Source organism: Nesterenkonia sp. DZ6 (assembly GCF_022565835.1).
In the GTDB taxonomy this organism is placed as follows: Bacteria; Actinomycetota; Actinomycetes; order Actinomycetales; family Micrococcaceae; genus Nesterenkonia.
Map to the genome: position 1 here is coordinate 292,732 of NZ_JAJOYW010000004.1, position 20,586 is coordinate 313,317.

Consider the following 20,586-nt stretch of genomic DNA (forward strand, 5'->3'; position numbering starts at 1 on the left):
CCATATCGCATAGACTCCAGCTGGCCGCCGTCATGACGGCGGCCGCTCTGCTGTATCTTGCCCACTCCCTGCTGCGCTTCCGCAACTTCGAGGCCAAGGGTTACGATCTGGGCATCTTCGATCAGGCGGTGCGTCAATACTCGCTGTTGAAGGCCCCCATCGTGCCGATCAAGGGCGAGGACTTCCACCTGCTGGGGGATCACTTCCACCCGATCATTGCGGCCTTCGCCCCGCTCTATTGGATCTGGGACGACCCGCGGGTGCTCAACATCGGCATGATCGCGCTGCTGGTCTCCACGGCGCTGCCGGTCTACCTGGTGGTCCGCGGGTGGTTCAGCCACCTGCCCGCCCTGCTGGCCGCCGTCGCACTGCTGCTCTTCTGGCCCTTCCAGGCGCTGGTGAACTGGGACTTCCATGAGATCGCCTTCGGTGTCCCGCTCGTCGCCTGGGTGATCTGGGCCATCGAACGGCGGCGGATGTGGCTGGCCGTGGGGCTCGGCGCGGTGCTGCTGCTGGTCCGCGAGGACATGGGCGTCACCCTCATCGCCCTCAGCCTGGTCTTCGCGCTCAAACGCGCCTGGCTGCCCGCGCTGGTGACCGCCGCGCTGGGGGTCTTCGGCTATTGGTTCGCCGTGGAGCTGGTGATCCCACACTTCTCCGCCGCCGGGGAGTTCGGCTACTGGGAGTTCACCGCCCTGGGACCCAGCGCAGGTGCGGCCATCGTCTTCCTGCTGACCCAGCCCTGGAACGCGGTCGTGATCCTCTTCGATCACCCCACCAAGGTGGGCCTGTGGGCGCTGCACTTCCTGCCGCTGCTGCTGCTTCCCTTAGCCTCGCCGTATGCGATCCTCGGGGCTCCGATCCTGCTCTCCCGGCTGTTCAACGACCGGGCGAACGTCTGGTCTGTGATCTATCAGTACGATGCGATCCTCGCCCCGATCTTCCTGCTCGCCGGCTTCGACGTCGCCCGCCGGATCATCGCACGGTGGCCGCGGCTCAGACCCCTCGCCGTCGGGCTGCCCGGCACGGTCATCGCCGTCGGCCTGGTCGGCACCCTGGCGTTCCCCGGGGTCTTCCCGCTCCAGCGCACGATGACCGCTGACAACTGGACCATGGGGGAGCGGGCGCTGGCACACCAGCAGGTCACCGACGCCGTCCCCGATGGCGTCTGTGTGGAGGCCGCCGATACCGCAGTGCCGCACCTGGTGGACCGCACCTCGGTCGGTCTCAACGGCACCACCGATGAGGACGCGCTGACCTGGATCATCATCGATGACACCGTGGAGGAGCTCGGCGGGTCGAACCCGCTGAGCCCCGAGGAGGCCTTCGTCCGCGCCGAGCGGCTGGGCTTTGAACCGGTCATCGAGGACGCCGAGGGTCTCTGGCTGATGCACCGTGCATCTGCGGTCGACAGCGCCGCCGCGAGCGAGTGTGCGGAATACCTGCGGCGATGACCGCGCTGTAGCATAAGGATCGAACCACCCCACCCCTCAGCTGCGTCGCGATGCCGCGCGGCGTCATGGAGAGCCACATGTCCACCGACTGCGTCCCTGCGGGCGTCTGCGGAGCCCCGCAGACCGACCCCGACTCGGCGCGCGTGGTCATGGTCAGTCTGCACACCTCCCCGCTGGCCCAGGCCGGCAACCGGGACGCCGGCGGCCTCAACGTCTACGTCAACGCGCTCAGCGCAGCGCTCGCCCAGGGCGGCATCACGGTGGACATCGTCACCACCGACGTCGACGCCGAGGCTCCCGCAGGCGCAGACAGCGTCACCGTGCTCGACGATGGTCGGCGGATCCACACCCTCGCCGTCGGCGAGCAGGCGCGGTCGGAGAAGTCGCTGCTGCCCGAACGGGTCGATGAGCTGGCCGCCCGGGCGCTGCGCAGCCTGGAATCGATCGACATCAGCCGGGTCACCACGGTCCACTCGCACTACTGGATCTCCGGGCTGGCCGGGATTCAGCTGGCTCGGGCGCTGTCGGCGCCGCTGGTGCACACCATGCACACGATCGCCGCGGTGAAGCAGGAGCTCGACCCCACCACACCGGAGAGCCCCCGGCGCAGCCTCGCCGAGGCGATGATCGCCCGTGCTGCCGATCTGGTCACCGCCAACACCGAACGCGAGATCGCCGACCTCAAACGCCTCTTCGGCCTCGACGACGCCTCGATCGCGCTCGTCCGGCCAGGCGTCGACCTCGAGGTCTTCCACCCGCCCATGGGACAGGACCCCCGCTGCGGGCCGCTGGCCGGGCGCGCCCTGCGGCTGGCCTTCGCCGGCAGGCTGCAGCCGCACAAAGGACCGCAGGTCGCCGTCGAAGCCCTCGGCGAGCTGCGCAGGAGGATGCCCGAGGTGCCGGTGCAGCTGGTCGTCGCGGGAAGCCAGAGCGGTGACGACGTGCTGGACCTCCAGGCGCTGGCAGAGCGGGCCGGCGTCGCCGATGCTGTGCAGGCGCTGCCCCCGCTGCCACACAGTGAGCTCGCCGACCTCTTCCGCCGCAGCGACGCGGTGCTGGTGCCCTCCTTCAGCGAGTCCTTCGGCCTGGTCGCCCTGGAAGCCATGGCCTGCGGCACCCCGGTGATCGCCCACGATGTCGGGGGCCTCTCGTCCTTGATCACCCACCGCCGCAGCGGGCGGCTGATCCCGAGCCTGGACCCGGTCCTGTGGGCCGAGCAGCTGCGCTGGCTGGTGCTGCACCGGCGGGCCTGGGGCCGCTACAGCACGACGGCGGCGACGCTGGCGAGAAATTATTCCTGGGACGCCACCGCGGCCGCGACACGGCAGGCGTACCGCAGCCTGACTCTGATCACCAGCCGCTGAGCCGGTGTCGCCTGCCCGGCTCAGGTCTCCAGGTAGCGCGACGACCAGGTCTGGGAGTACTTCTTGTTGAGCGCCCGGGTGGCACGAGAGCTGTGCACCAGGGTCTGCTGCATCTTCTCGGAGAGCTTCGGTCGCAGTCCCTCGGGAGGTCGCACCATGCCCTCCTGGGCCACCGAGGCGACCAGGGCGCCGTCGCGGCTGTAGATGGACCCCTGGGCGAGGCCGCGCGCGTTCTGCGCGCTCGGGCTCTGCTGGACGTAGAGCAGCCACTCGTCGGCGCGGGCATCGCGATGCCACCACATGGCGTGATCCAGCGAGGCGACCTTCATCTCCGGCTTGGCCCAGTACAGGCCGTGGCGGCGCAGCACCGGTTCCAGCAGCGTGTAGTCAGAGGCGTAGAGGATCGCGGCCCGGTGGATGTTGGGGTCATCGGGCAGCGCGGCCTTGGTCTTGAGCCACACCGCGCTGGTGGCATGCGGATCCTGATCCGCCTCGAGGTAGATCGGGCGGTCCACATGACGGATGTCGAAGGGGCGGCCGTGCGCCCATTCATGCACGATCGGGTGCTTCACGTGTCCCACCAGCTCCTGAGGGGGTGCCAGATCCTCCGGATCCGGGACCCCCTCAGGCATCCTGCGCTGATGTGACACTCCGGCTGAGGGCCGCTGGAAGGACGCGATCATGGACAGGATCGGGGTCCCGTCCTGATAGGCCTGGCTGCGCCGCGCGGAGAAGGAGCCGCCGTCGCGCAGCCGCTCCACCGAGACCTGGATCGGTTTGCTCGCGTCACCGGGGCGCAGGAAGTAGCCGTGCACCGAATGGATCAGTCGGTCAGGTTCCACCGTGGCCATGGCGGCCGTGGCGGCCTGGGCCAGCACCTGCCCGCCGAAGACCCGCCAGTAGGCCTGCTTGAAGACCGGACCGAGGAAGTGGTCCTCGCCGCTGCGTCCCGCCGCTGCTTCATCGTCATCGGGCTTCAGGTGCTTCAGCTGCAGCATGTCCACGAGCTGCTGCACCGACTCGGCGGCGGCAGGCACCTCATAACGGCGATCAGGCATGCGACGTCCTTTCGGGCGTGGACTGGGTCAGGTGCCTCCACTCTAACGGCCCTTCAGCCCCATATAGGGGGAGCCGGGTCAGATCAGCGTGCCCACCCCGAACACGGCCCAGGCCAGCAGGAAGGCCATGATGCCGATCAGGGTCTCCAGCACGGTCCAGGTCTTCAGCGTGGTCTTCACGTCCATGCCGAAGAACTTCGAGACCAGCCAGAATCCTGAATCGTTGACGTGGGAGGCGATCACCGAGCCGGCGGCGACGGAGATGACCATGGCGGCGAGCTGGAGCTCGTTGAAGTCCGCGGCGGCGACACCGGTGGCCAGCAGCCCGGCCGCGGTGGTCAGCGCGACGGTCGCGGAGCCCTGGGCGATGCGCAGCACGCCGGCGATGACGAACCCGGCGAGGATCAGCGGGATCCCGACGCCGGAGAGCGACTCGGAGAGAGCCTCACCGATGCCTGATTCGCGCAGCACTCCGCCGAACATGCCACCGGCGCCGGTGATCAGGATGACCGCGCAGACCGGACCCAGCGCCTGGTCCATGATGTCCTGGGCGCCCTTCATGCCGCGACCACCCCGGGTCCCCATGGTTGCCAGGGCGACGAAGAGCGTGATGAGCAGCGCGACCGGGGTCTGGCCCAGGGTGACCAGGATGCTGTACCAGGCGGATTCGGTCTGCTCCGCGGAGACCACGCCAGCGGTGGCCAGGGTGCTCAGTCCGGTGTTGAGGAAGATCAGCAGCATCGGCAGCAACAGGATCATCACCACGGTGCCGAACCTCGGTGGGTTCTTCTCGGCGGCCTCATCGGCCTGGCCCAGCAGCAGCGGGATCGGCAGCTCCCAGCGGCGTCCGGCCCACTTGCCGAAGAGGTAGCTGGTCACATACCAGGTGAGCACCGCGATCGGCAGCGCCACCAGCAGCAGGATGCCGACGTTGGCCTCGAAGAACTCACTGGCTGCCACGGGGCCCGGGTGCGGAGGCACGAACACGTGCATGACGGAGAATGCGCCGGCCACGGGAAGCCCGTAGAGCAGCACCGATCCGCCGAGGCGTCGACCCACGGCGAAGACCACCGGAAGCATGACCACGAGTCCGGCGTCGAAGAAGATCGGGAAGCCGAAGAGCAGCGAGGCGACGCCGAGCGCGAAGGGAGCGCGCTTCTCCCCGAACCTGTTGACCAGCTTGTCGGCCAGGACCTTGGCGCCGCCTGAGACCTCGACGATCCGGCCGAGCATCGCGCCGAGGCCGACGAGCAGGGCCACCGAGGCCAGGGTGGAGCCGAAGCCGGAGGTGAGCACCGGGACGATGTCTGCGGTCGGAATCCCGGCCGCGGCTGCGGTGAGCAGCGAGACCAGGATCAGGGCCACGAAGGCGTGGACCTTGAAGCGGATGATGAGCACGAGGAGCACCGCGATGGAGCCGGCGGCGATGCCGAGCAGCGGGCCGGTGCCGAGGGTCTGTTCCCAGCCTTCGAGGGTCATGAGTGATTCCGTTCTTCGCTCTGGTCAGAAGTGTCGGTGTTGGTGCGGAGCCAGGTCCGGGCGGCCTCGAGGAGGTCCTCGATCGTGGCGTCATTGGTGAGCACGACGCCGTCCTCCTCCGGATCGAGGGACTCCAGCGTGTTGAGCTGGGACTCCAGCAGCGCCGGGGGCATGAAATGGCCGCTGCGGTGGGCCAGTCTGGTGTTCAGCCGCGGGATCTCCACATCCACATGGAGGAACACCACGCGTCCGGCAGCGGTGCGCAGCACATCTCGGTAGCTGCGGCGCAGCGCGGAGCAGGTGATCACGCTGCCGGTCTCCACCTGGGCGGACATCCAGTCCCGCAGGGCGTCGAGCCAGGGCCAGCGATCCTCATCGGTCAGCGGCGTCTGCGACGCCATCTTGGCGATGTTCTCGACCGGATGGAACTCATCGGCTTCGGCCATCGGCAGGTTCAGCTCGGCTGCCAGGGCTGCGGCCAGCGTGGACTTCCCTGAGCCGGAGACTCCCATCACCACCAGGTGACAAGGGGGAGCCGGTTCACCCGGGCTAGGCTGAGGTGGGGGATTCGTCATCGAATTCCTTTGTGCTGAGGGCTGGTTCTCGGATTCCCTGTGACGGGGACCACGTGCCAGCTAAGATAGCACCTTTCAGCATGAAAGGTGTGATGTTTGTTTCTGTGTTGATGAAGGAGGCTGTGTGGCGAACTCTTCCGTGGCCCGCGTGGGCCGGGACGCGATCTCCGAGACCCTCGGGCGCGAGATCGTCGACGGGGCGCATCGACCCGGAGCTGTGCTGACCCTGGAGTCGCTGCAGCAGCGCTTCGGCATCTCGCGCACCGTGGCCCGCGACAGCGTCAAGGTGCTGGAGTCCCATGGTCTGCTCTATTCGAAGCGACGCATCGGCCTGGTGGTGACCGCCGCGGAGCACTGGGACGTGATGTCTCCCGCCGTGATCGGCTGGCGGCTGGCCTCGGCCGACGCGCGCGGGGCGTTCATCGAACTCACGCAGCTGCGCATCGCGGTGGAGACCGAAGCGGCAGCTCTGGCTGCCGCCCGGCGGACCGAGGTTCAGGCCCACCAGATGCTGGATCTGGCCGCCACCATGCGGCGGCTCGGCGAGTCCGAGCAGCTCGAGGAGTTCATCGCGGCAGACATCGCCTTCCACCGGCTGATGCTCGAGGCCGGCGGAAACTCGATGTTCGCGGCACTGGCCGACGTCGTCGCGGAGGTCCTCACCGGACGCACCAAGCACGGCCTGATGCCGACCCGTCCTATGCCCGAGGCTCTCGACGCCCACGACGGCGTGGCCCGAGCGATCGCGGGCAAGGACCCGCGCGAGGCCCGGCGCTGCATGGAGGTCCTGGTCGATGAGGTGCGCTCTGCTCTGGAAGAATGAGCCCCATGACTGACTCGCTGCGATTCGCTGAAGCCGTCTCGCTCCAGGACCTCTCCACCTACATCAAACGAGCCCGCCGCATCCAGGAGCAGGGCATCCGGCTCCAGGCCGTGGGCCAGGTGCTCGCCGCCTGGGTGCCGGTGATGACCCCGGGTTCGCTGACGAGCCAGCTGCCGGCGGTGCTGGGACTGCGCACCGTCGCCCTCGCCGAGGCGTCGCGCGCCGACGTCACCACGGAGCTGAGCTCCATCAGCGAGCGCATCGCCCGGATGAACCCTGCCGAGACCGAGCTCTCGCTGCCGCCGAGCCGGCTCAGCGTGCCCTGGGCGGCGGTCACGCCCCCGCGCTCCGGCTGGGAGCCGCTGGGCAGTGTGCCCGATGACCACCTGCGCGCCCAGGCCCAGTCCGGCATCGCCCAGATCACCGAGGCGGTGCCGACCACGGCGGGCGCCGCCGTCGTCGAGCAGGTCCGGGAACAGGTCTGGGGGCGGGACCTGGAGACCGAGAACGCCTCATCGGCCGAGGACGCTCAGCAGCTCCACGAGGCCGCCATCCCCGCCGGCGCGGCCTTCGGCGCCCACGCGCTGAACTTCCTCGCCGCCGAGGGAGCCAGCGGATCCACCGCCGTGCACCGGAGGGGCCGCTGGGTCCGGCTCAGCTCGCAGGGCGGCTACATCCTGTGCCGCAGCACCCGGGAGCCCGCGATTCTGTGAAGGTCTGACCCGCTGAGGGTCAGCTGTTGACCATCGAGTGCGCGGCGCGCTCGAGGTAGTCCCACAGGATCTGTTCGTGCAACGGGGAGAGCTCTGCGGCGTCGACTCCGGCGCGCATGAACGTCAGCCACTTGTCCCGAGCCTCAGCATCCACGGCGAAGGGCATGTGCCGCATCCGCAGCCGAGGGTGCCCGCGCTGCTCCTGATAGGTGCGCGGCCCGCCCCAGTACTGCTCCAGGAACATCAGCAGACGCTCCTTCGCCGGTTCCAGGTCCGCCTCCGGGTACATCGCCCGAAAGTCCTCGTCCTGCGCGACATGGTCGTAGAAGACCTCGACGATGGTCTCGAAGGTCCTGCGTCCACCGACCGCATCATAGAAGCTCTGCTGCTCAGCGCCTGACGGCTCAGAGCTGCCGGGCGGGGGGCTGGACGGCGCGGCAGCTGCTGGTGCAGGCGTCGCCGCGGCGGGGCGGCCGGGCAGGCCGGAGACCTGGGACGGAGGCCGTCCGACGGGCCGCACGGTGGCGATCGGCGCCCCCAGGCGGTTCGAGAACTTCGGAAGCTCACGGGCGGGCTTGGACTCTTCGTCAGACATGTTCCTCCTCTTGCGCGGTGCAGGGTGCAACGATACTCGCTCACCCCATGTTCCCCGTCGGCCACGCAGCCACTGCCGGCACCTGCCTGAGCCCCGTAGGATTGACCCGGCCCCCGGCCACCCGCGTCCTCGCCCCGAAAGGTCTGAGAAGAGATCATGGTAGACAGCATGGAAGTCCACATCGCCACCGATCACGCAGGGATGGAGCTCTCCGCCCACCTGGCAGATCACCTGCGCGGTCTCGGCTACACCCTCATCGATCACGGGCCGCAGGAGTATGACGCGCTGGACGACTACCCAGCCTTCTGCATCCGAGCGGCCGCGGCCGTGGTGGCCGCCCGCAGCGCCGGCAAGAACGCGCTGGGCATCGTGCTGGGCGGATCCGGCAACGGCGAGCAGATCGCCGCGAACAAGGTCACCGGCGTCCGCGCAGCCCTGGCCTGGAGCCACGACACCGCGGTCCTCGCCAGGGAGCACAACGACGCCAATGTGGTCGCCCTCGGCGGACGCCAGCACAGCCTCGAAGAGGCCACCGGGATCGTGGAGGCCTTCTTGCGCGCCGATTTCACCAAGGATGAGCGCCACGCCCGCCGGATCGGGAAGATCTCCCACTATGAGCTGACCGGCGAGATCCTCGACTGAGAAATGCCTGAAGGTCATACCCTCCACCGGCTCGCCGCGCAGATCAACACGGTCTTCGTGGGGAGCCCGTGGCGGGTCAGCTCTCCGCAGGGGCGGTTCGCCGCCGGCGCGGAGCGGCTGGACGGGCAGGTTCCGCAGCACGCCGAGGCCTGGGGCAAGCACCTGTTCGTGCACCTCGGGCCCGAGGTCTGGCAGGTCCATCTGGGGCTCTACGGCGCGTTCAGCTTCCGCGGGGATCAGGAATTCACGGCCGAGGCCACCATAGGCGCTCCTCGAGCCGCGGCAGTCACCTTCGAGCCGCAGTACGACGACGACGGCTGGCTCATCCCCGAGCCTGCGCAGGGGGCCGTGCGAGCCAGGGTCAGCGCCCGGCACGGCTGGGCGGATCTGCGCGGTCCCGCCACCTGCGCGGTGCTCGAGGTCGCGGACTACCACAAGATCATCGCCCGGCTGGGTCCTGATCCGCTGCGCCAGGGCCCTCCTGACCGGATGAGCACTGACCAGGGTCATGCGGGATCGGCACAGACCGACCGCGCCCAGAAGGATCAGCACCCGCGCGAGACCTTCCTGCGCAACCTCAGCCGGCGCCGGATCAGCATCGCCGCGGCCCTAATGGACCAGGCGGTCATCGCCGGGGTGGGCAACATCTACCGGGCCGAATCGCTGTTCCTCGAGCAGCTCGACCCGCACACGCCCAGCAACCAGATTGACCCCGAACGCGCCACCGCGCTCTGGGACCGGCTCACCGAGCAGCTGCGCGACGGCGTGGCTGAGGGTCGGATCCGCACCGTGCGCACCGGCGGCTCGCGGCGCCACTGGGTCTATAAGCATCAGGGCACCGCCTGTCCGCGCTGCGGGGCGGTCATCGAGGCGGCTGAGCTGCAGGGCCGCCGGCTCTACTGGTGTCCGGGGTGCCAGCGCGGCTGAGCCCGCGCCAGTTCCGCCGGGGTTCCCGTAGAATCACCTGGGTCCGCAGAACATCCATGAGGAGTACATCCCAAGTGTCCGAAAACGCAGCATCGGAAGCCCCGTCCCAGGCGTCAGCGCCGGCTGAATCCATCAGCATCACCCGCGACGGCGAGACGGCGAGCATCGAGCGCGGCACCACCGGCACCACGCTCTTCGCCGCGGACAAGAGCACCGTGGTCATGCGGGTCGACGGTGAGCTCTGGGACCTCTCCCGCGAGATCCCTGCCGGCTCCGCCGTCGAGGCCGTGGACATCTCCAGCCCCGACGGGCTCAACGTGCTGCGCCACTCCACCGCCCACGTGATGGCCCAGACGGTCCAGCAGCTCTACCCTGAGGCCAAGCTCGGCATCGGCCCCTACATCACCGACGGGTTCTACTTCGACTTCGACGTCGCCGAGCCCTTCACGCCGGACGATCTGAAGAAGATCGAGAAGGCCATGCAGAAGCTGATCAACCAGACCCAGCACTTCGAGCGCGAGGTGGTCAGCGAGGAGCAGGCCAGGACCGCGATGGCGAGTGAGCCGTACAAGCTCGAGCTGCTCGGCGTCGCCAGCGATTCCAACAGCCCAAACGGTGCCGCTGAGGCCGCCGAAGGTGCCAGCATCGAGGTCGGCGGCGGGGAGATCACGATCTACCACAACGTCGATCGCCACGGCGAGCGGGTCTGGTCCGACCTGTGCCGCGGACCGCACCTGCCCAACACCAAGCTCATCGCCAACGCTTACGCCGTGATGCGCTCCGCCGCCGCCTACTGGCGCGGCAAGGAGTCCAACCCGCAGCTCCAGCGCCTCTACGGCACCGCCTGGCCCACCAAGGATGACCTGAAGGCGTACAAGGAGCGGCTGGCCGAGGCCGAGCGTCGCGACCACCGCCGGCTGGGCTCGGAGCTGGACCTCTTCAGCTTCCCCGACGAGCTGGGCTCGGGGCTGCCGCTGTTCCACCCCAAGGGCGGCATCATCAAGCGCGAGATGGAGGACTACGTCAGAACCCGGCACATCGAGGCCGGCTTCCAGTACGTGGGCACCCCGCACATCTCCAAGGACGGCCTGTTCCACACCTCGGGACACCTGCCCTACTACGCCGACACCATGTTCCCGCCGCTGCATGTGGATGAGGAGCGCGACGCCGAGGGCAACATCACCAAACAGGGCCAGGACTACCGGCTCAAGGCGATGAACTGCCCGATGCACAACCTCATCTACCGTTCCCGCGGACGCTCTTACCGGGAGCTGCCCATGCGGCTCTTCGAGTTCGGCTCGGTCTACCGGTACGAGAAGTCCGGCGTGATCCACGGCCTGACCCGCGTTCGCGGCTTCGCCCAGGATGACTCCCACTCCTATGTCACCAAGGAACAGGCCCCCGATGAGGTCCGCCACCTGCTGAGCTTCGTGCTCTCGCTGCTGCGCGACTTCGGCCTCGATGACTTCTACCTGGAGCTCTCCACCCGGGACGAGGATTCGGAGAAGTTCATCGGCAGCGCCGAGCAGTGGGCCGAGGCCACCAAGGTGCTCGAGGACGTCGCCAATGAGACCGGTCTGGAACTGGTGGCCGATCCCGGCGGTGCGGCCTACTACGGCCCGAAGATCTCCGTGCAGGCCCGCGATGCGATCGGCCGGACCTGGCAGATGTCCACCGTGCAGTACGACTTCAACCAGCCCGAGCGCTTCGGCCTGGAGTACCAGGCCGCCGACGGCACCCGCCAGGAGCCGGTGATGATCCACGCCGCGAAGTTCGGCTCGATCGAACGGTTCCTCGGCGTGCTCACCGAGCACTACGCCGGAGCGTTCCCGGTCTGGCTCTCACCGGTCCAGGTCCGCGCGATCCCGGTCGCGGAGCCGTTCAACGACTACCTCACCGAGGTCGTCTCCAAGCTGCAGGCCGCCGGCGTGCGCGCCGAGCTCGAGGACAGCAGCGACCGCTTCCCGAAGAAGATCCGCACCGCCTCGAAGGACAAGATTCCGTTCGTGCTGATCGCCGGAGGCGATGACGTCGACGCCGGCGCGGTCTCGTTCCGCTTCCGTGACGGCAGCCAGGACAACCAGGTGCCGGTGGATGAGGCCGTGGCCCGGATCCTCGCGGCCATCGAATCCAAGGAAGGCTGAACCGGCGTGGGGTCCGAAGACGAGTTTGAACTGGCAGGCGTGCCCGACGCCTTCCAGCGCCTCTGGACCCCGCACCGTGCCGCCTATCAGAAGCGCGGCCAGGACCAGGTCAGTGGTTCCGAGGACTGTCCCTTCTGCCAGGGTCCTCAGCGCAGCGACGAGGAGTCACTGATCGTCCACCGCGGCGAGCGGTGCTTCGTGCTGCTGAACCTCTATCCGTACAACCCCGGTCATCTGATGGTCTGTCCCTATCGGCACGTCCCGGATCTCACCGACCTCGACGCCGAGGAAGCCGGGGAGTTCATCGCCCTGACCCAGCAGTGCATGCGCGTGCTGCGCGCGACGGCGAACCCTGGGGGGTTCAACCTCGGGGTGAATCAGGGCAAGGTCGGCGGGGCGGGCATCGCGGTTCACCTGCATCAGCATGTGATCCCGCGCTGGAACGGGGACACCAACTTCATGCCGATCGTCGCGCATACGAAGAACATCTCGCAGACGCTGGGGGAGACCCGCGCCATGGTGGCCGAGGCCTGGGAGGCGAACCGCTAGATGCTGAACCGATACGCGCGCGCCTTCTTCGGCGGGCTGTTCACCCCGATCGCCAAGGCTCTGCTGAGACTTGGCATGACCCCGAACATGGTCACGGTGATCGGCACTATCGGGGTCTGCCTGGGCGCACTGGTCTTCTATCCGATCGGGGAGCTGTTCTGGGGCACGGTGTTCATCACCGTCTTCGTCTTCTCCGATCTCATCGATGGTCTGATGGCCAGGATCAGCGGCAAGGGCTCTGTGCTGGGCGGCTTCCTGGACTCCTGCCTGGATCGGGTCCAGGACGGCGCGGTGTTCTTAGGACTGCTGATCTGGTTCTTCACCGGCGGAGACCACATCTGGCTCGGCATCGCCTCGGCATTCTGCCTGCTGGCGGGCAATCTGGTCTCCTATGTGCGGGCAAAGGCTGAGGCGTTGGGCTACACCGCCGACGTCGGCATCGCCGAACGCTCCGAGCGCATGGTCCTGACCCTGGTGTTCACCGGCTTCACCGGTCTGGGCCTGCACTCCTCGGTGCTGCTGGTGGTGCTGACCCTGCTCGGAATCGCCTCGGTGGTCACCATCGCCCAGCGCTTCCGCGCCGTCATCGCGCAGACCGCCGCCGCGACCGACTGACCCCTCAGGCGGGGTGATTGGGTAGCGTCGTGGTCATGAGCGATCTCCCTATGCGTACAGCCGGAGTCGATCTGGCCGCCGAGAACAAGGGGACGGCCCTCGCCCTCATCGCGTGGACCCCCGAACGTGCCCGCTTGGAGCAGCTGACTCTCAATGTCGACGACGCGGAGATCACGGACGCCGCAGCGGGGGTCGCGAAGATCGGGATTGATTGTGCATTCGGCTGGCCCGATGAGTTCGTCGCATTCATCGCCGACCACGCGAACCTCGCGCAGCCTCAAGTGCCGGACGGGCGGATGGCATGGAGGCGAACGCTCGCGTTTCGTGAGACCGACCGGCATGTCCGCGAGAAGATCGGTCGGTGGCCGCTCAGCGTCTCGACCGACCGGATAGGTCTGACCGCGATGCGCTGCGCCGGTCTCCTCGGTCGACTCGCGGCCAGCGGACTGGTCGTCGACAGGTCGGGACGGGACGGCGTCGTCGTGGAGGTGTACCCCGGCGCGACGCTGCGGCTGTGGCAGTGGGAGATTCGGGGATACCGGACAGATCCGCAGGTGCGCCGCTCACTGGTCCGGCGGATGCAGCGGGATGCGCCCTGGTTCGATCTCGGTGAGCACGCGGAGCTCATGGTGGAGTCCACCGACGCCTTCGACGCTGTCGTAGCCGCCCTCGCCGCACGCGCTGCCGCAGTCGGACGGTATGAGCCTCCGCCGTCGAAGCATCAGGAGCGAGCCGAGCGGGAGGGCTGGATCGTGCTCCCGTCCTGTGCGCTCGGCGCCTTGCTCTCACCTCCACACGCCTCAGAACGACCGTTGTCCTACACCGTGACCTGACGGCGGTCGAGGACGCGAAAGACACCACCGTTCCGGCCTAGGGCACTGGGACCGAATCGCAGGTATGTGTTCTTCGGGTTCTGCGACTTGGGCCCCGGGAAGGCCGCGCCAGTCCGCCCGTGGGAGATGCCCGGTATGTCACCTACCCCAGGGAGGCCAGCAGGTCGGCGCAGGCCTGCTCGCAGCGTCGGCACGCCTCGGCGCAGATGCGGCAGTGATCGTGGTGGTCTGCGTGCTGGGAGCACTCGTCTGCGCAGGATCTGCACGCAATGCCGCACGCTTCCAGGATGGCGCGGACGGCATCGATGTTGTTGCCGGTCTGCCGCAAGAGGACGTTGCCGGTCGCCGTGCAGATATCGGCGCAGTCGGCGTTTCTCCTGATGCAGGTGGTCAGCTCTGCGACCATGTCTTCGGCGAGGCACGCGTCGGCGCAGGCAGTACAGGTTTGAGCGCACTCGAAACACGCTTCGATGCACTCAGCAAGCTTCTGCTCGTCCACCCACTCAATGGTTCTGGGGTGGGTGTCCAGCATTGATGTCACGTGGTGAGTCATGGTGCTGCTCCTTCTCTCACACCGCGGCTCAGGCGGTATAAAGATCTGGTGCTCGGCGGCTTCGAAGCATGCCGTCGGAGACACAGTAGCGTGGGCCCGAGGATTCGGGAACGGCGCTGGACGGGGCTGCGTCGTCCGGCGCAGCGGCTGGTCCGGCCGGCAGTGAGCGCGAGCGTCACGGGACATGCTCCCGCGGCTTGCCACCAGGAGGCACTCCGCCGTCCATTTCGGCTCGGTGCGCTCCTCCTTGCGCATGAAGGTCCGACCCCGGTACTCCACACCGCCGACCCAGCTTCAGGGTCCCAGCCTCAGAGTCCCAGCTGGCGCATCAGGGCTTCCATCCCAGGCTTCCTGCCGAAGGTGATCCGGTAGGACTCCAGCGGGTCCCGAGTGTTCCCGCGTGCCAGCAGCTCGCGGCGCACATGGGATCCGGCCGCAGCCAGCGCCTGGTGACTCTGCTCGGAGCTGTCGTGTGGGCCCAGCTGCTCGCGGTACCACTGGGAGGCGTCGGCGGCGAGCACCTGGGCCCACAGGTAGGAGTAGTACCCGGCGGCGTAGCCGGATCCGGCGAAGATATGTTTGAAGAAGCCGGTCCCGTACCGCGGGGGCACTAGCGGGTGATCCAGCCCCCAGGCCGCCAGCGCGGCGGCGGAGAAGGCTTCAGGATCGTCGGCGGCGGCCTCGGCCCCTTCCACCGAAAGCGTGTGCCAGGCCAGGTCCAGGACGACGGCGGCCACGTGTTCGAACGTGCTGAACCCCTTGCCCCAGAGATCCTCCGCTGCCGGCGCCTGCCCGGCCTCGGTGAGGCCCCCGCTGAAGAGCTCCTGGAAGATCTCATTGACCTGGGACGGGAACTCGACGTTGTCGCGCGGCACCGCAGTGCCGGAGAGCTCCTCGAACTCCGCCTCGGCGAGCAGGCCGTGCAAGGCGTGGCCGAACTCATGGAAGAGCGTGCGCATGGCCGTTCGTGTCAGTGCGGCCCTCTCCCCGGGGGCCGGGGCGGTGATGTTCAGCGCGTTGATCACCACCGGCGCGGAACCGGTCAAGGTCGAGGCCACCGAGAAGGAGTTCATCCATGCCCCGCCGGATTTGCTCGGCCGAGCATAGAGGTCCAGCAGGAACAGGCCGATGCCGGCACCGCGGCGCTGCACTGCGGAGTGCTCGAACACCTCGAAGGAGCGCGCTCCGGGGGCGAAAGCGGGCAGGTCATCGCGTTCGACCACCGTGATGCCGTAGAGCCGGGACGCCGCCTCGAAGACCCGGCGCAGAGCCTCCTCCAGGGGCACATCCTGCCCCTGAGTCGCTGCTGCGTGCCGGCTCGTGCTGTGCATCTCATTCGAGTTCCGCTGCTTCGCCGCGGCAGCGAGGCCGAAGCTGATGTCCCAGGGCTGGAGCTCTTCGGTGCCGTCTGACTGGGCGCCGTCAGGGTCCCCCGAGTGGGCCTGCCCGCCCTCAAGCACCCCAGTCTCACGCAGCGTCAGGATCTCGGTGTCGAAGCGAGCCAGGGCGCCGTCGGCGATGGTGCGCAGCATCGCCTCGATGCTGGCGCGGTCCTCGGCCGTCCGCGAAGGCAAGACGCTGTCCAGGTGATGCTCGAAGCCGAGCATCCGCGCGCGGCGCGCCCGCAGCACAGCGATCTGCCCACCGATCTGACTGGTCGTCCGGCCCTGGGCGTCGGTCAGGGTGCCGCGGGCGACGGAGGCCTGGTGCAGCCGACGGCGCGAGGAGCGCCGGGACATCCGTTCCAGAGGTCCCTGCTGGACAGGAAGGTTCAGGGGCAGCAGCGCTCCGCTTCTGTGGCCTGCCTCCCGCGCCGCTGCCTCCGCGGCGGCCAGCTCCTGGTCGCCGAGTCCTTCCAGCTCCGCTGGATCGGAGAAGAAGGCCGCGTGGGCGGCAGCCTCATGCCGTTGCAGCTGTTCATAGGCGGTCTCAGCGGCGGTGAGCTCGAGGTTGAGCGCGCGCAGCTGGTCCTGAGTGACCTCCTCAAGCCCAGCACCGGCGGCCCGGGCCTGGTCAAGGGTCTTCTGCAACATCCTCCGCTGCTCCGCGGTGGCCCTGGTGCGCCCCTCCGCGAGAGCAGACTCCAGGGCGGCGAGGCGGCGGAAGAGCCCGGGGTGCAGCGTGAGCCAATCCCGGTGACCGGCCAGCTGCCGGGCCATCTCCCGCTGGACCTGCTGTCGCTCATGCGTGGCGTGCACCGAGAACATGCAGGAGGACGCCCGCTCCACACGGGAGAGCAGCCGATGGGAGCGGCCCAGCGGGTGCAGCACGGTGGACACCTCAGCGGGGGAGACGTCGGCGGCGATGGCCTCCACCGCGTCGCGCTGGGCGGTGATCCCGGCTTCCAGCGCAGGCAGCCAGTGCTCGTCCCGGACCAGGGAGAGGTCAACCAGCCCATAGTCCAAGGCGCCGTCCGCGAGCAGCGGATTCTCCGCAGCCGGCTCGATCGTCGTCGTGCCGTCCACAGCTGCCGGGCGCTCGGTGTGCTCCATGAGACTCAACGTCCTCTCCGATAGGCTGGTGGAAAGACTATACGACGGTTGCTTCGGGCAACTGTTAACTCTGATCATTCGGACGTCATTCACGAGGAGAACCATGGCCGGCCATTCCAAATGGGCCAACACCAAGCACCGCAAGGCTGCTGTGGATGCCAAGCGCGCCAAGCTCAACGGGCGCTATATCAAGCAGATCGAGGTGGCGGCGCGCAACGGCGGCCCCGACCTCGCCGGCAACCCCGGGCTTGAGCTCGCCGTCTCCAAGGCGAAGAAGAACTCCGTGCCCAACGACAACATCGACCGGGCCATCAAGCGTGGCGCGGGACTCTCCGGGGACAGTGTGGAGTACGAGGAGATCACCTACGAGGTGCGCGGCCCGCAGGGCTCCGCCCTGCTCGTGGAGTGCCTCACCGACAATCGCAACCGCGCGGCTTCGGAGGTGCGCATCGCGGTGACCCGCTCCGGGGGCACCGTCGCGGACCCCGGCTCCGTGGCCTACATGTTCCAGCGCAAGGCCGTGGTGCAGCTGCCCAAGGCCGAGCTGAGCGAGGACGATGTCCTGGCCGCCGTGCTCGAGGCCGGCGTCGAGGACCTCATCGAACACGACGCCAGCTTCGAGATCCGGGCTGAGCCGCAGGACCTGCACGCGGTGCTCAAGGGCCTCGAGGAGGCCGGTATGAGCTGGGACAACGACGAGGTCGAGTTCGTCTCCGATGTCACCGTGGACCTCGACGTCGACGCCGCCAAGAAGTTCTTCAAGCTCCACGACGCGCTGGAGGACCTCGACGACGTGCAGAACGTGCATACCAACGCAGACCTCAGCGCCGAGACGCTGGCCGCCCTCGAGGCCGAGGACTGAGGCAGGCGCAGTCCCCATGCCTGAACAGACGATGATGCGGGGGCCGCGATGAGCCCGGCGGGCGTCGTCTCGGGCACCGCCGGAACCTCACGGACCGCGCAGCGGATCCTCGGGGTGGACCCTGGACTGACCCGCTGCGGCTTCGCCGTGGTGGAGATGAACCTCAACCGCACCGGCGAGTCCCTCCACGTGGAGGTCACCGGCACCAAGGCCGCGCAGGACCTCGCCGAGCGGATCCTGGCGATCCAGCGCTCCGCAGAGGCGCTGCTGGACCGGTACGCCCCGGACGTCCTGGCCATCGAGCGGGTCTTCGCGCAGAACAATGCGCCCACCGTGGTGGCCACCGCCCAGGCCTCCGGCGTGATCATCGCCGCCGCCGCCGCGCGGGGGATACCCGTGGCCTGGCACACCCCCTCGGAGGTCAAGGCCGCCGTCACCGACGACGGCAACGCCGATAAGCAGGCAGTGGCCCGGATGGTGCAGCGGATCCTGAAGCTCCCCGGCCTGCCCACCCCGGTGGACGCCACCGACGCCTACGCGGTGGCCATCTGCCACGGCTGGCGCTCCGGGATCGGAGCGCGGTTCAACATGTCGGGCTCCACGCAGACCCACCAGGGCGCCACCACCGCGCTGCAGCGTGCCCAGCAGGCAGCAAGTTCGAAGCCTGCCGGTTCGAAGTCTCCTGGGCCGAAGAGCGGAGCCAGGTCCGGCGCCGCGCTGACTCCCGCCCAGCGCGCCTGGATGGAAGCCGCCAAGCGGGCGCGCTAGAGTGTTCGAATACATGTTCTAATGGCGCCGGGGGCACCCCTGGTCCGTGACCAGTCGCCAGCGGCGACGGTGAGGTGAAAAATGATCTCTTCCATCCGTGGCGACGTGCTCCACGTCGGCACCGACCACGCAGTGGTCGAGGTCTCCGGCTTCGGCCTGCACGTCTCGGCCACCCCAAGGACCCTGGGAGAGCTGCACCGCGGAACCGAGGCCCGTCTGCACACCAGCTTCGTGCCGCGTCAGGACGATGCGCCGCTGCTCTTCGGCTTCTCCGAGCTCTCCGAGCGGATCATCTTCACCACTCTGGTCTCGATCTCCGGGATCGGACCCAGGATGGCGCTTGCAGTGCTGGCCGTGCACACTCCGCACGAGGTCCACCAGGCGATCGCCGAGTCCGACACCGCCGCATTCACCAGGGTCCCCGGCATCGGGAAGAAGACCGCGCAGCGGATCCTGCTCGAGCTCGCCGGCAAGCTGGTGATCGACGAGCCCGCCTCACCGGCGGCCGCCGCACCCGCTGAGCCTGAGGTGGCCGTACAGGTCCGCGAGGCGCTGGTCTCGCTGGGCTGGACCGAGAAGGACGCCCGCACCGGCGTGGAGAAGCTGCTGGCCGCTCAGCCGGAGCTCGTCGAGGCCGATGTCTCCACCGTGCTCCGGCAGGCGCTGCGCAGCCTCGGAGGTGCCCGGTGAGCGCAGAGGCTCCCCGCGAACTGGTGGGCGGCAACTCGATGACCGAGGAGCGCGCCATGGAGGCGGCGCTGCGCCCGAAGGCGCTGAGCGACTTCGTCGGGCAGCAGACGGTGCGCCGTCAGCTCTCCCTGGTGCTGGAGTCCTCCCGGATCCGCGGCACCGCCTCAGACCATGTGCTGCTCTCCGGGCCTCCCGGTCTGGGCAAGACCACCCTGGCGATGATCATCGCCGCGGAGATGAACGCCCCGCTGCGGATCAGCTCCGGACCGGCCATCCAGCACGCCGGGGACCTCGCCGCGATCCTGTCCTCGCTGACCGAGGGTGAGGTGCTCTTCCTCGACGAGATCCACCGCATGTCCCGGCCGGCAGAGGAGCTGCTCTACATGGCCATGGAAGACTTCCGGGTCGATGTGATCGTCGGCAAGGGCGCCGGCGCGACGTCGATCCCGCTGGAGCTGCCGCCCTTCACCCTGGTGGGGGCCACCACCCGCGCGGGCCTGCTTCCCGGGCCGCTGCGCGACCGGTTCGGCTTCACCGGGCAGCTCGAGTTCTACAGCACCGACGAGCTCGAACTGGTGCTGCGCCGCTCCTCCGCGATGCTGGACATGAACGTCGCCGGTCAGGGATTCGCCGAGATCGCCGCGCGCTCCCGCGGGACCCCGCGCATCGCCAACCGGCTGCTCCGCCGGGTGCGGGACTGGGCGCTGGTCCACCGCGTGCCCCAGGTGGATCGGGCGACCGCCGCCGAGGCGCTGGAGATGTACGAGGTCGACGAGCGCGGCCTGGACCGGCTGGACCGGTCGGTGCTCGAGGCGCTGTGCCTGAAGTTCAACGGCGGGCCGGTGGGACTCTCCACGCTCGCTGTCCTCGTGGGGGAGGAGACCGAGACCGTGGAGACGGTGGCAGAGCCATACCTGGTGCGCGAGGGCCTGCTCGCCCGCACGCCGCGCGGGCGCGTCGCCACTGACCAGGCCTGGCGGCATCTGGGACTGACTCCGCCGGAGCGTCACCCTGATAGTCTGTCGGGTTGAATGCCCGGCCAGCTCCCACGGGTTGAAGATCCGCCAGCTGGCCGAGAACATCCCGCGACGAGAGATTGGCCCGATCCGTGAATGCTTCGCTCTACTACGCCCAGCTGTCAGCCGCTGAAGGCGGCGGCGGCGGTCCCGCGCTGGACCCGTTCCTGCTGATCATGATCGCCATCCTGGCGATCTTCATGTTCCTCACCTTCCGTCGTGGGAAGAAGATGCGCGACGAGCAGACCAAGGCCCGCGGCGGCGCCGTGGTCGGTGCCCAGGTGGTCACCGCCGGCGGAATGGTCGGCACCGTGGTGTCCCGCGATGAGGAGGCCCAGCGACTCACCCTGGAGTTCAGCTCCGGTGACCGCGTGGACTTCCTGATCGGCGCCATCCAGCAGGTGGTTGAACCCGCCGCCACCACAGAGGACTGA

Annotated in this window: 21 protein-coding genes; 15 read left to right on the forward strand and 6 right to left on the reverse strand. The window is 68.5% G+C overall.

All coding sequences use genetic code 11. The features are described 5' to 3' along the window. Positions 1-32 precede the first annotated feature (32 nt). Together LTH93_RS11640 and LTH93_RS11645 are read left to right on the forward strand one after the other, a co-directional pair. Positions 33-1,454 carry a DUF2079 domain-containing protein gene (locus LTH93_RS11640; protein WP_241464844.1) on the forward strand — a complete coding sequence of 474 codons (1,422 nt, stop codon included), beginning with the start codon at positions 33-35 and terminating at the stop codon, positions 1,452-1,454. 77 nt (positions 1,455-1,531) lie between these two features. Then, positions 1,532-2,818 carry a glycosyltransferase gene (locus LTH93_RS11645; protein ID WP_241464843.1) on the forward strand — a complete coding sequence of 429 codons (1,287 nt, stop codon included), beginning with the start codon at positions 1,532-1,534 and terminating at the stop codon, positions 2,816-2,818. A 20-nt stretch (positions 2,819-2,838) separates the two neighbouring features. Here the strand turns inward: LTH93_RS11645 and LTH93_RS11650 are convergent, their stop codons facing one another. The 3 genes from LTH93_RS11650 to LTH93_RS11660 all read right to left on the reverse strand — a co-directional run bounded on the left by LTH93_RS11650 (position 2,839) and on the right by LTH93_RS11660 (position 5,930). Then, positions 2,839-3,876 carry an acyl-CoA thioesterase gene (locus tag LTH93_RS11650; protein WP_241464842.1) on the reverse strand — a complete coding sequence of 346 codons (1,038 nt, stop codon included), beginning with the start codon at positions 3,874-3,876 and terminating at the stop codon, positions 2,839-2,841. Positions 3,877-3,954: 78 nt separating this feature from the next. After that, the gene (locus LTH93_RS11655; protein WP_241464841.1) at positions 3,955-5,355 is read right to left on the reverse strand and encodes a GntP family permease; all 1,401 of its coding nucleotides are present in this window, start codon (positions 5,353-5,355) and stop codon (positions 3,955-3,957) included. Next, positions 5,352-5,930: a gluconokinase gene (locus tag LTH93_RS11660; RefSeq protein ID WP_241464840.1), complete on the reverse strand. Its 579-nt coding sequence runs from the start codon at positions 5,928-5,930 to the stop codon at positions 5,352-5,354. The genes LTH93_RS11655 and LTH93_RS11660 overlap by 4 nt, the downstream gene beginning before the upstream one ends. Positions 5,931-6,054: 124 nt before the next feature. Between LTH93_RS11660 and LTH93_RS11665 the strand changes: the two genes are divergently transcribed. Together LTH93_RS11665 and LTH93_RS11670 are read left to right on the forward strand one after the other, a co-directional pair. After that, positions 6,055-6,753 (forward strand): FadR/GntR family transcriptional regulator, encoded by a 699-nt coding sequence (locus LTH93_RS11665; protein ID WP_241464839.1) that lies wholly within the window; start codon positions 6,055-6,057, stop codon positions 6,751-6,753. Positions 6,754-6,758: 5 nt separating this feature from the next. Continuing rightward, entirely contained in the window at positions 6,759-7,466 is a 708-nt protein-coding gene (locus tag LTH93_RS11670; RefSeq protein ID WP_241464838.1) for a hypothetical protein, read from the forward strand. Positions 7,467-7,485: 19 nt separating this feature from the next. On the opposite strand, the gene LTH93_RS13310 is transcribed toward LTH93_RS11670, so the two are convergent. Beyond that, complete coding sequence (locus LTH93_RS13310) at positions 7,486-7,947, reverse strand: globin (RefSeq protein WP_370642757.1); 462 nt, start codon at positions 7,945-7,947, stop codon at positions 7,486-7,488. 282 nt (positions 7,948-8,229) lie between these two features. Between LTH93_RS13310 and LTH93_RS11680 the strand changes: the two genes are divergently transcribed. Genes LTH93_RS11680 through LTH93_RS11705 form a run of 6 tightly spaced genes read left to right on the forward strand, consistent with a single transcriptional unit; the run spans position 8,230 to position 13,771 of the window. Continuing rightward, positions 8,230-8,703: a ribose-5-phosphate isomerase gene (locus LTH93_RS11680; protein WP_241465096.1), complete on the forward strand. Its 474-nt coding sequence runs from the start codon at positions 8,230-8,232 to the stop codon at positions 8,701-8,703. A gap of 3 nt (positions 8,704-8,706) precedes the next feature. Continuing rightward, positions 8,707-9,630: an Fpg/Nei family DNA glycosylase gene (locus LTH93_RS11685; RefSeq protein ID WP_241464837.1), complete on the forward strand. Its 924-nt coding sequence runs from the start codon at positions 8,707-8,709 to the stop codon at positions 9,628-9,630. Between the two features lie 56 nt (positions 9,631-9,686). Further along, positions 9,687-11,774, forward strand: coding sequence for a threonine--tRNA ligase (gene thrS / locus LTH93_RS11690; RefSeq protein WP_370642756.1), 2,088 nt, complete (start codon positions 9,687-9,689; stop codon positions 11,772-11,774). Between the two features lie 6 nt (positions 11,775-11,780). Beyond that, positions 11,781-12,323: an HIT family protein gene (locus LTH93_RS11695; RefSeq protein WP_241464835.1), complete on the forward strand. Its 543-nt coding sequence runs from the start codon at positions 11,781-11,783 to the stop codon at positions 12,321-12,323. Continuing rightward, positions 12,324-12,938, forward strand: coding sequence for a phosphatidylinositol phosphate synthase (gene pgsA / locus LTH93_RS11700; protein ID WP_241471041.1), 615 nt, complete (start codon positions 12,324-12,326; stop codon positions 12,936-12,938). It begins immediately after the preceding gene. A 35-nt stretch (positions 12,939-12,973) separates the two neighbouring features. Continuing rightward, complete coding sequence (locus tag LTH93_RS11705) at positions 12,974-13,771, forward strand: DUF429 domain-containing protein (protein WP_241471042.1); 798 nt, start codon at positions 12,974-12,976, stop codon at positions 13,769-13,771. A gap of 142 nt (positions 13,772-13,913) precedes the next feature. Here the strand turns inward: LTH93_RS11705 and LTH93_RS11710 are convergent, their stop codons facing one another. Both LTH93_RS11710 and LTH93_RS11715 read right to left on the reverse strand, forming a co-directional pair. Then, complete coding sequence (locus tag LTH93_RS11710; protein ID WP_241464832.1) at positions 13,914-14,324, reverse strand: four-helix bundle copper-binding protein; 411 nt, start codon at positions 14,322-14,324, stop codon at positions 13,914-13,916. Positions 14,325-14,632: 308 nt separating this feature from the next. Beyond that, positions 14,633-16,816, reverse strand: coding sequence for a M3 family metallopeptidase (locus LTH93_RS11715; protein WP_241471043.1), 2,184 nt, complete (start codon positions 16,814-16,816; stop codon positions 14,633-14,635). Positions 16,817-16,919: 103 nt separating this feature from the next. Here LTH93_RS11715 and LTH93_RS11720 point away from each other — a divergent pair, with 103 nt between their 5' ends. From LTH93_RS11720 to yajC, 5 genes are all read left to right on the forward strand, one after another. After that, positions 16,920-17,678 (forward strand): YebC/PmpR family DNA-binding transcriptional regulator, encoded by a 759-nt coding sequence (locus LTH93_RS11720; RefSeq protein WP_241464830.1) that lies wholly within the window; start codon positions 16,920-16,922, stop codon positions 17,676-17,678. A 48-nt stretch (positions 17,679-17,726) separates the two neighbouring features. After that, the gene (gene ruvC / locus LTH93_RS11725) at positions 17,727-18,446 is read left to right on the forward strand and encodes a crossover junction endodeoxyribonuclease RuvC (RefSeq protein WP_241471044.1); all 720 of its coding nucleotides are present in this window, start codon (positions 17,727-17,729) and stop codon (positions 18,444-18,446) included. 81 nt (positions 18,447-18,527) lie between these two features. Further along, positions 18,528-19,136: a Holliday junction branch migration protein RuvA gene (gene ruvA / locus LTH93_RS11730; protein WP_241471045.1), complete on the forward strand. Its 609-nt coding sequence runs from the start codon at positions 18,528-18,530 to the stop codon at positions 19,134-19,136. A gap of 38 nt (positions 19,137-19,174) precedes the next feature. After that, positions 19,175-20,167 (forward strand): Holliday junction branch migration DNA helicase RuvB, encoded by a 993-nt coding sequence (ruvB, locus tag LTH93_RS11735; RefSeq protein ID WP_241471085.1) that lies wholly within the window; start codon positions 19,175-19,177, stop codon positions 20,165-20,167. A gap of 77 nt (positions 20,168-20,244) precedes the next feature. Then, on the forward strand, positions 20,245-20,586 hold the full coding sequence (yajC, locus tag LTH93_RS11740; protein WP_241464827.1) for a preprotein translocase subunit YajC: 342 nt from the start codon (positions 20,245-20,247) through the stop codon (positions 20,584-20,586).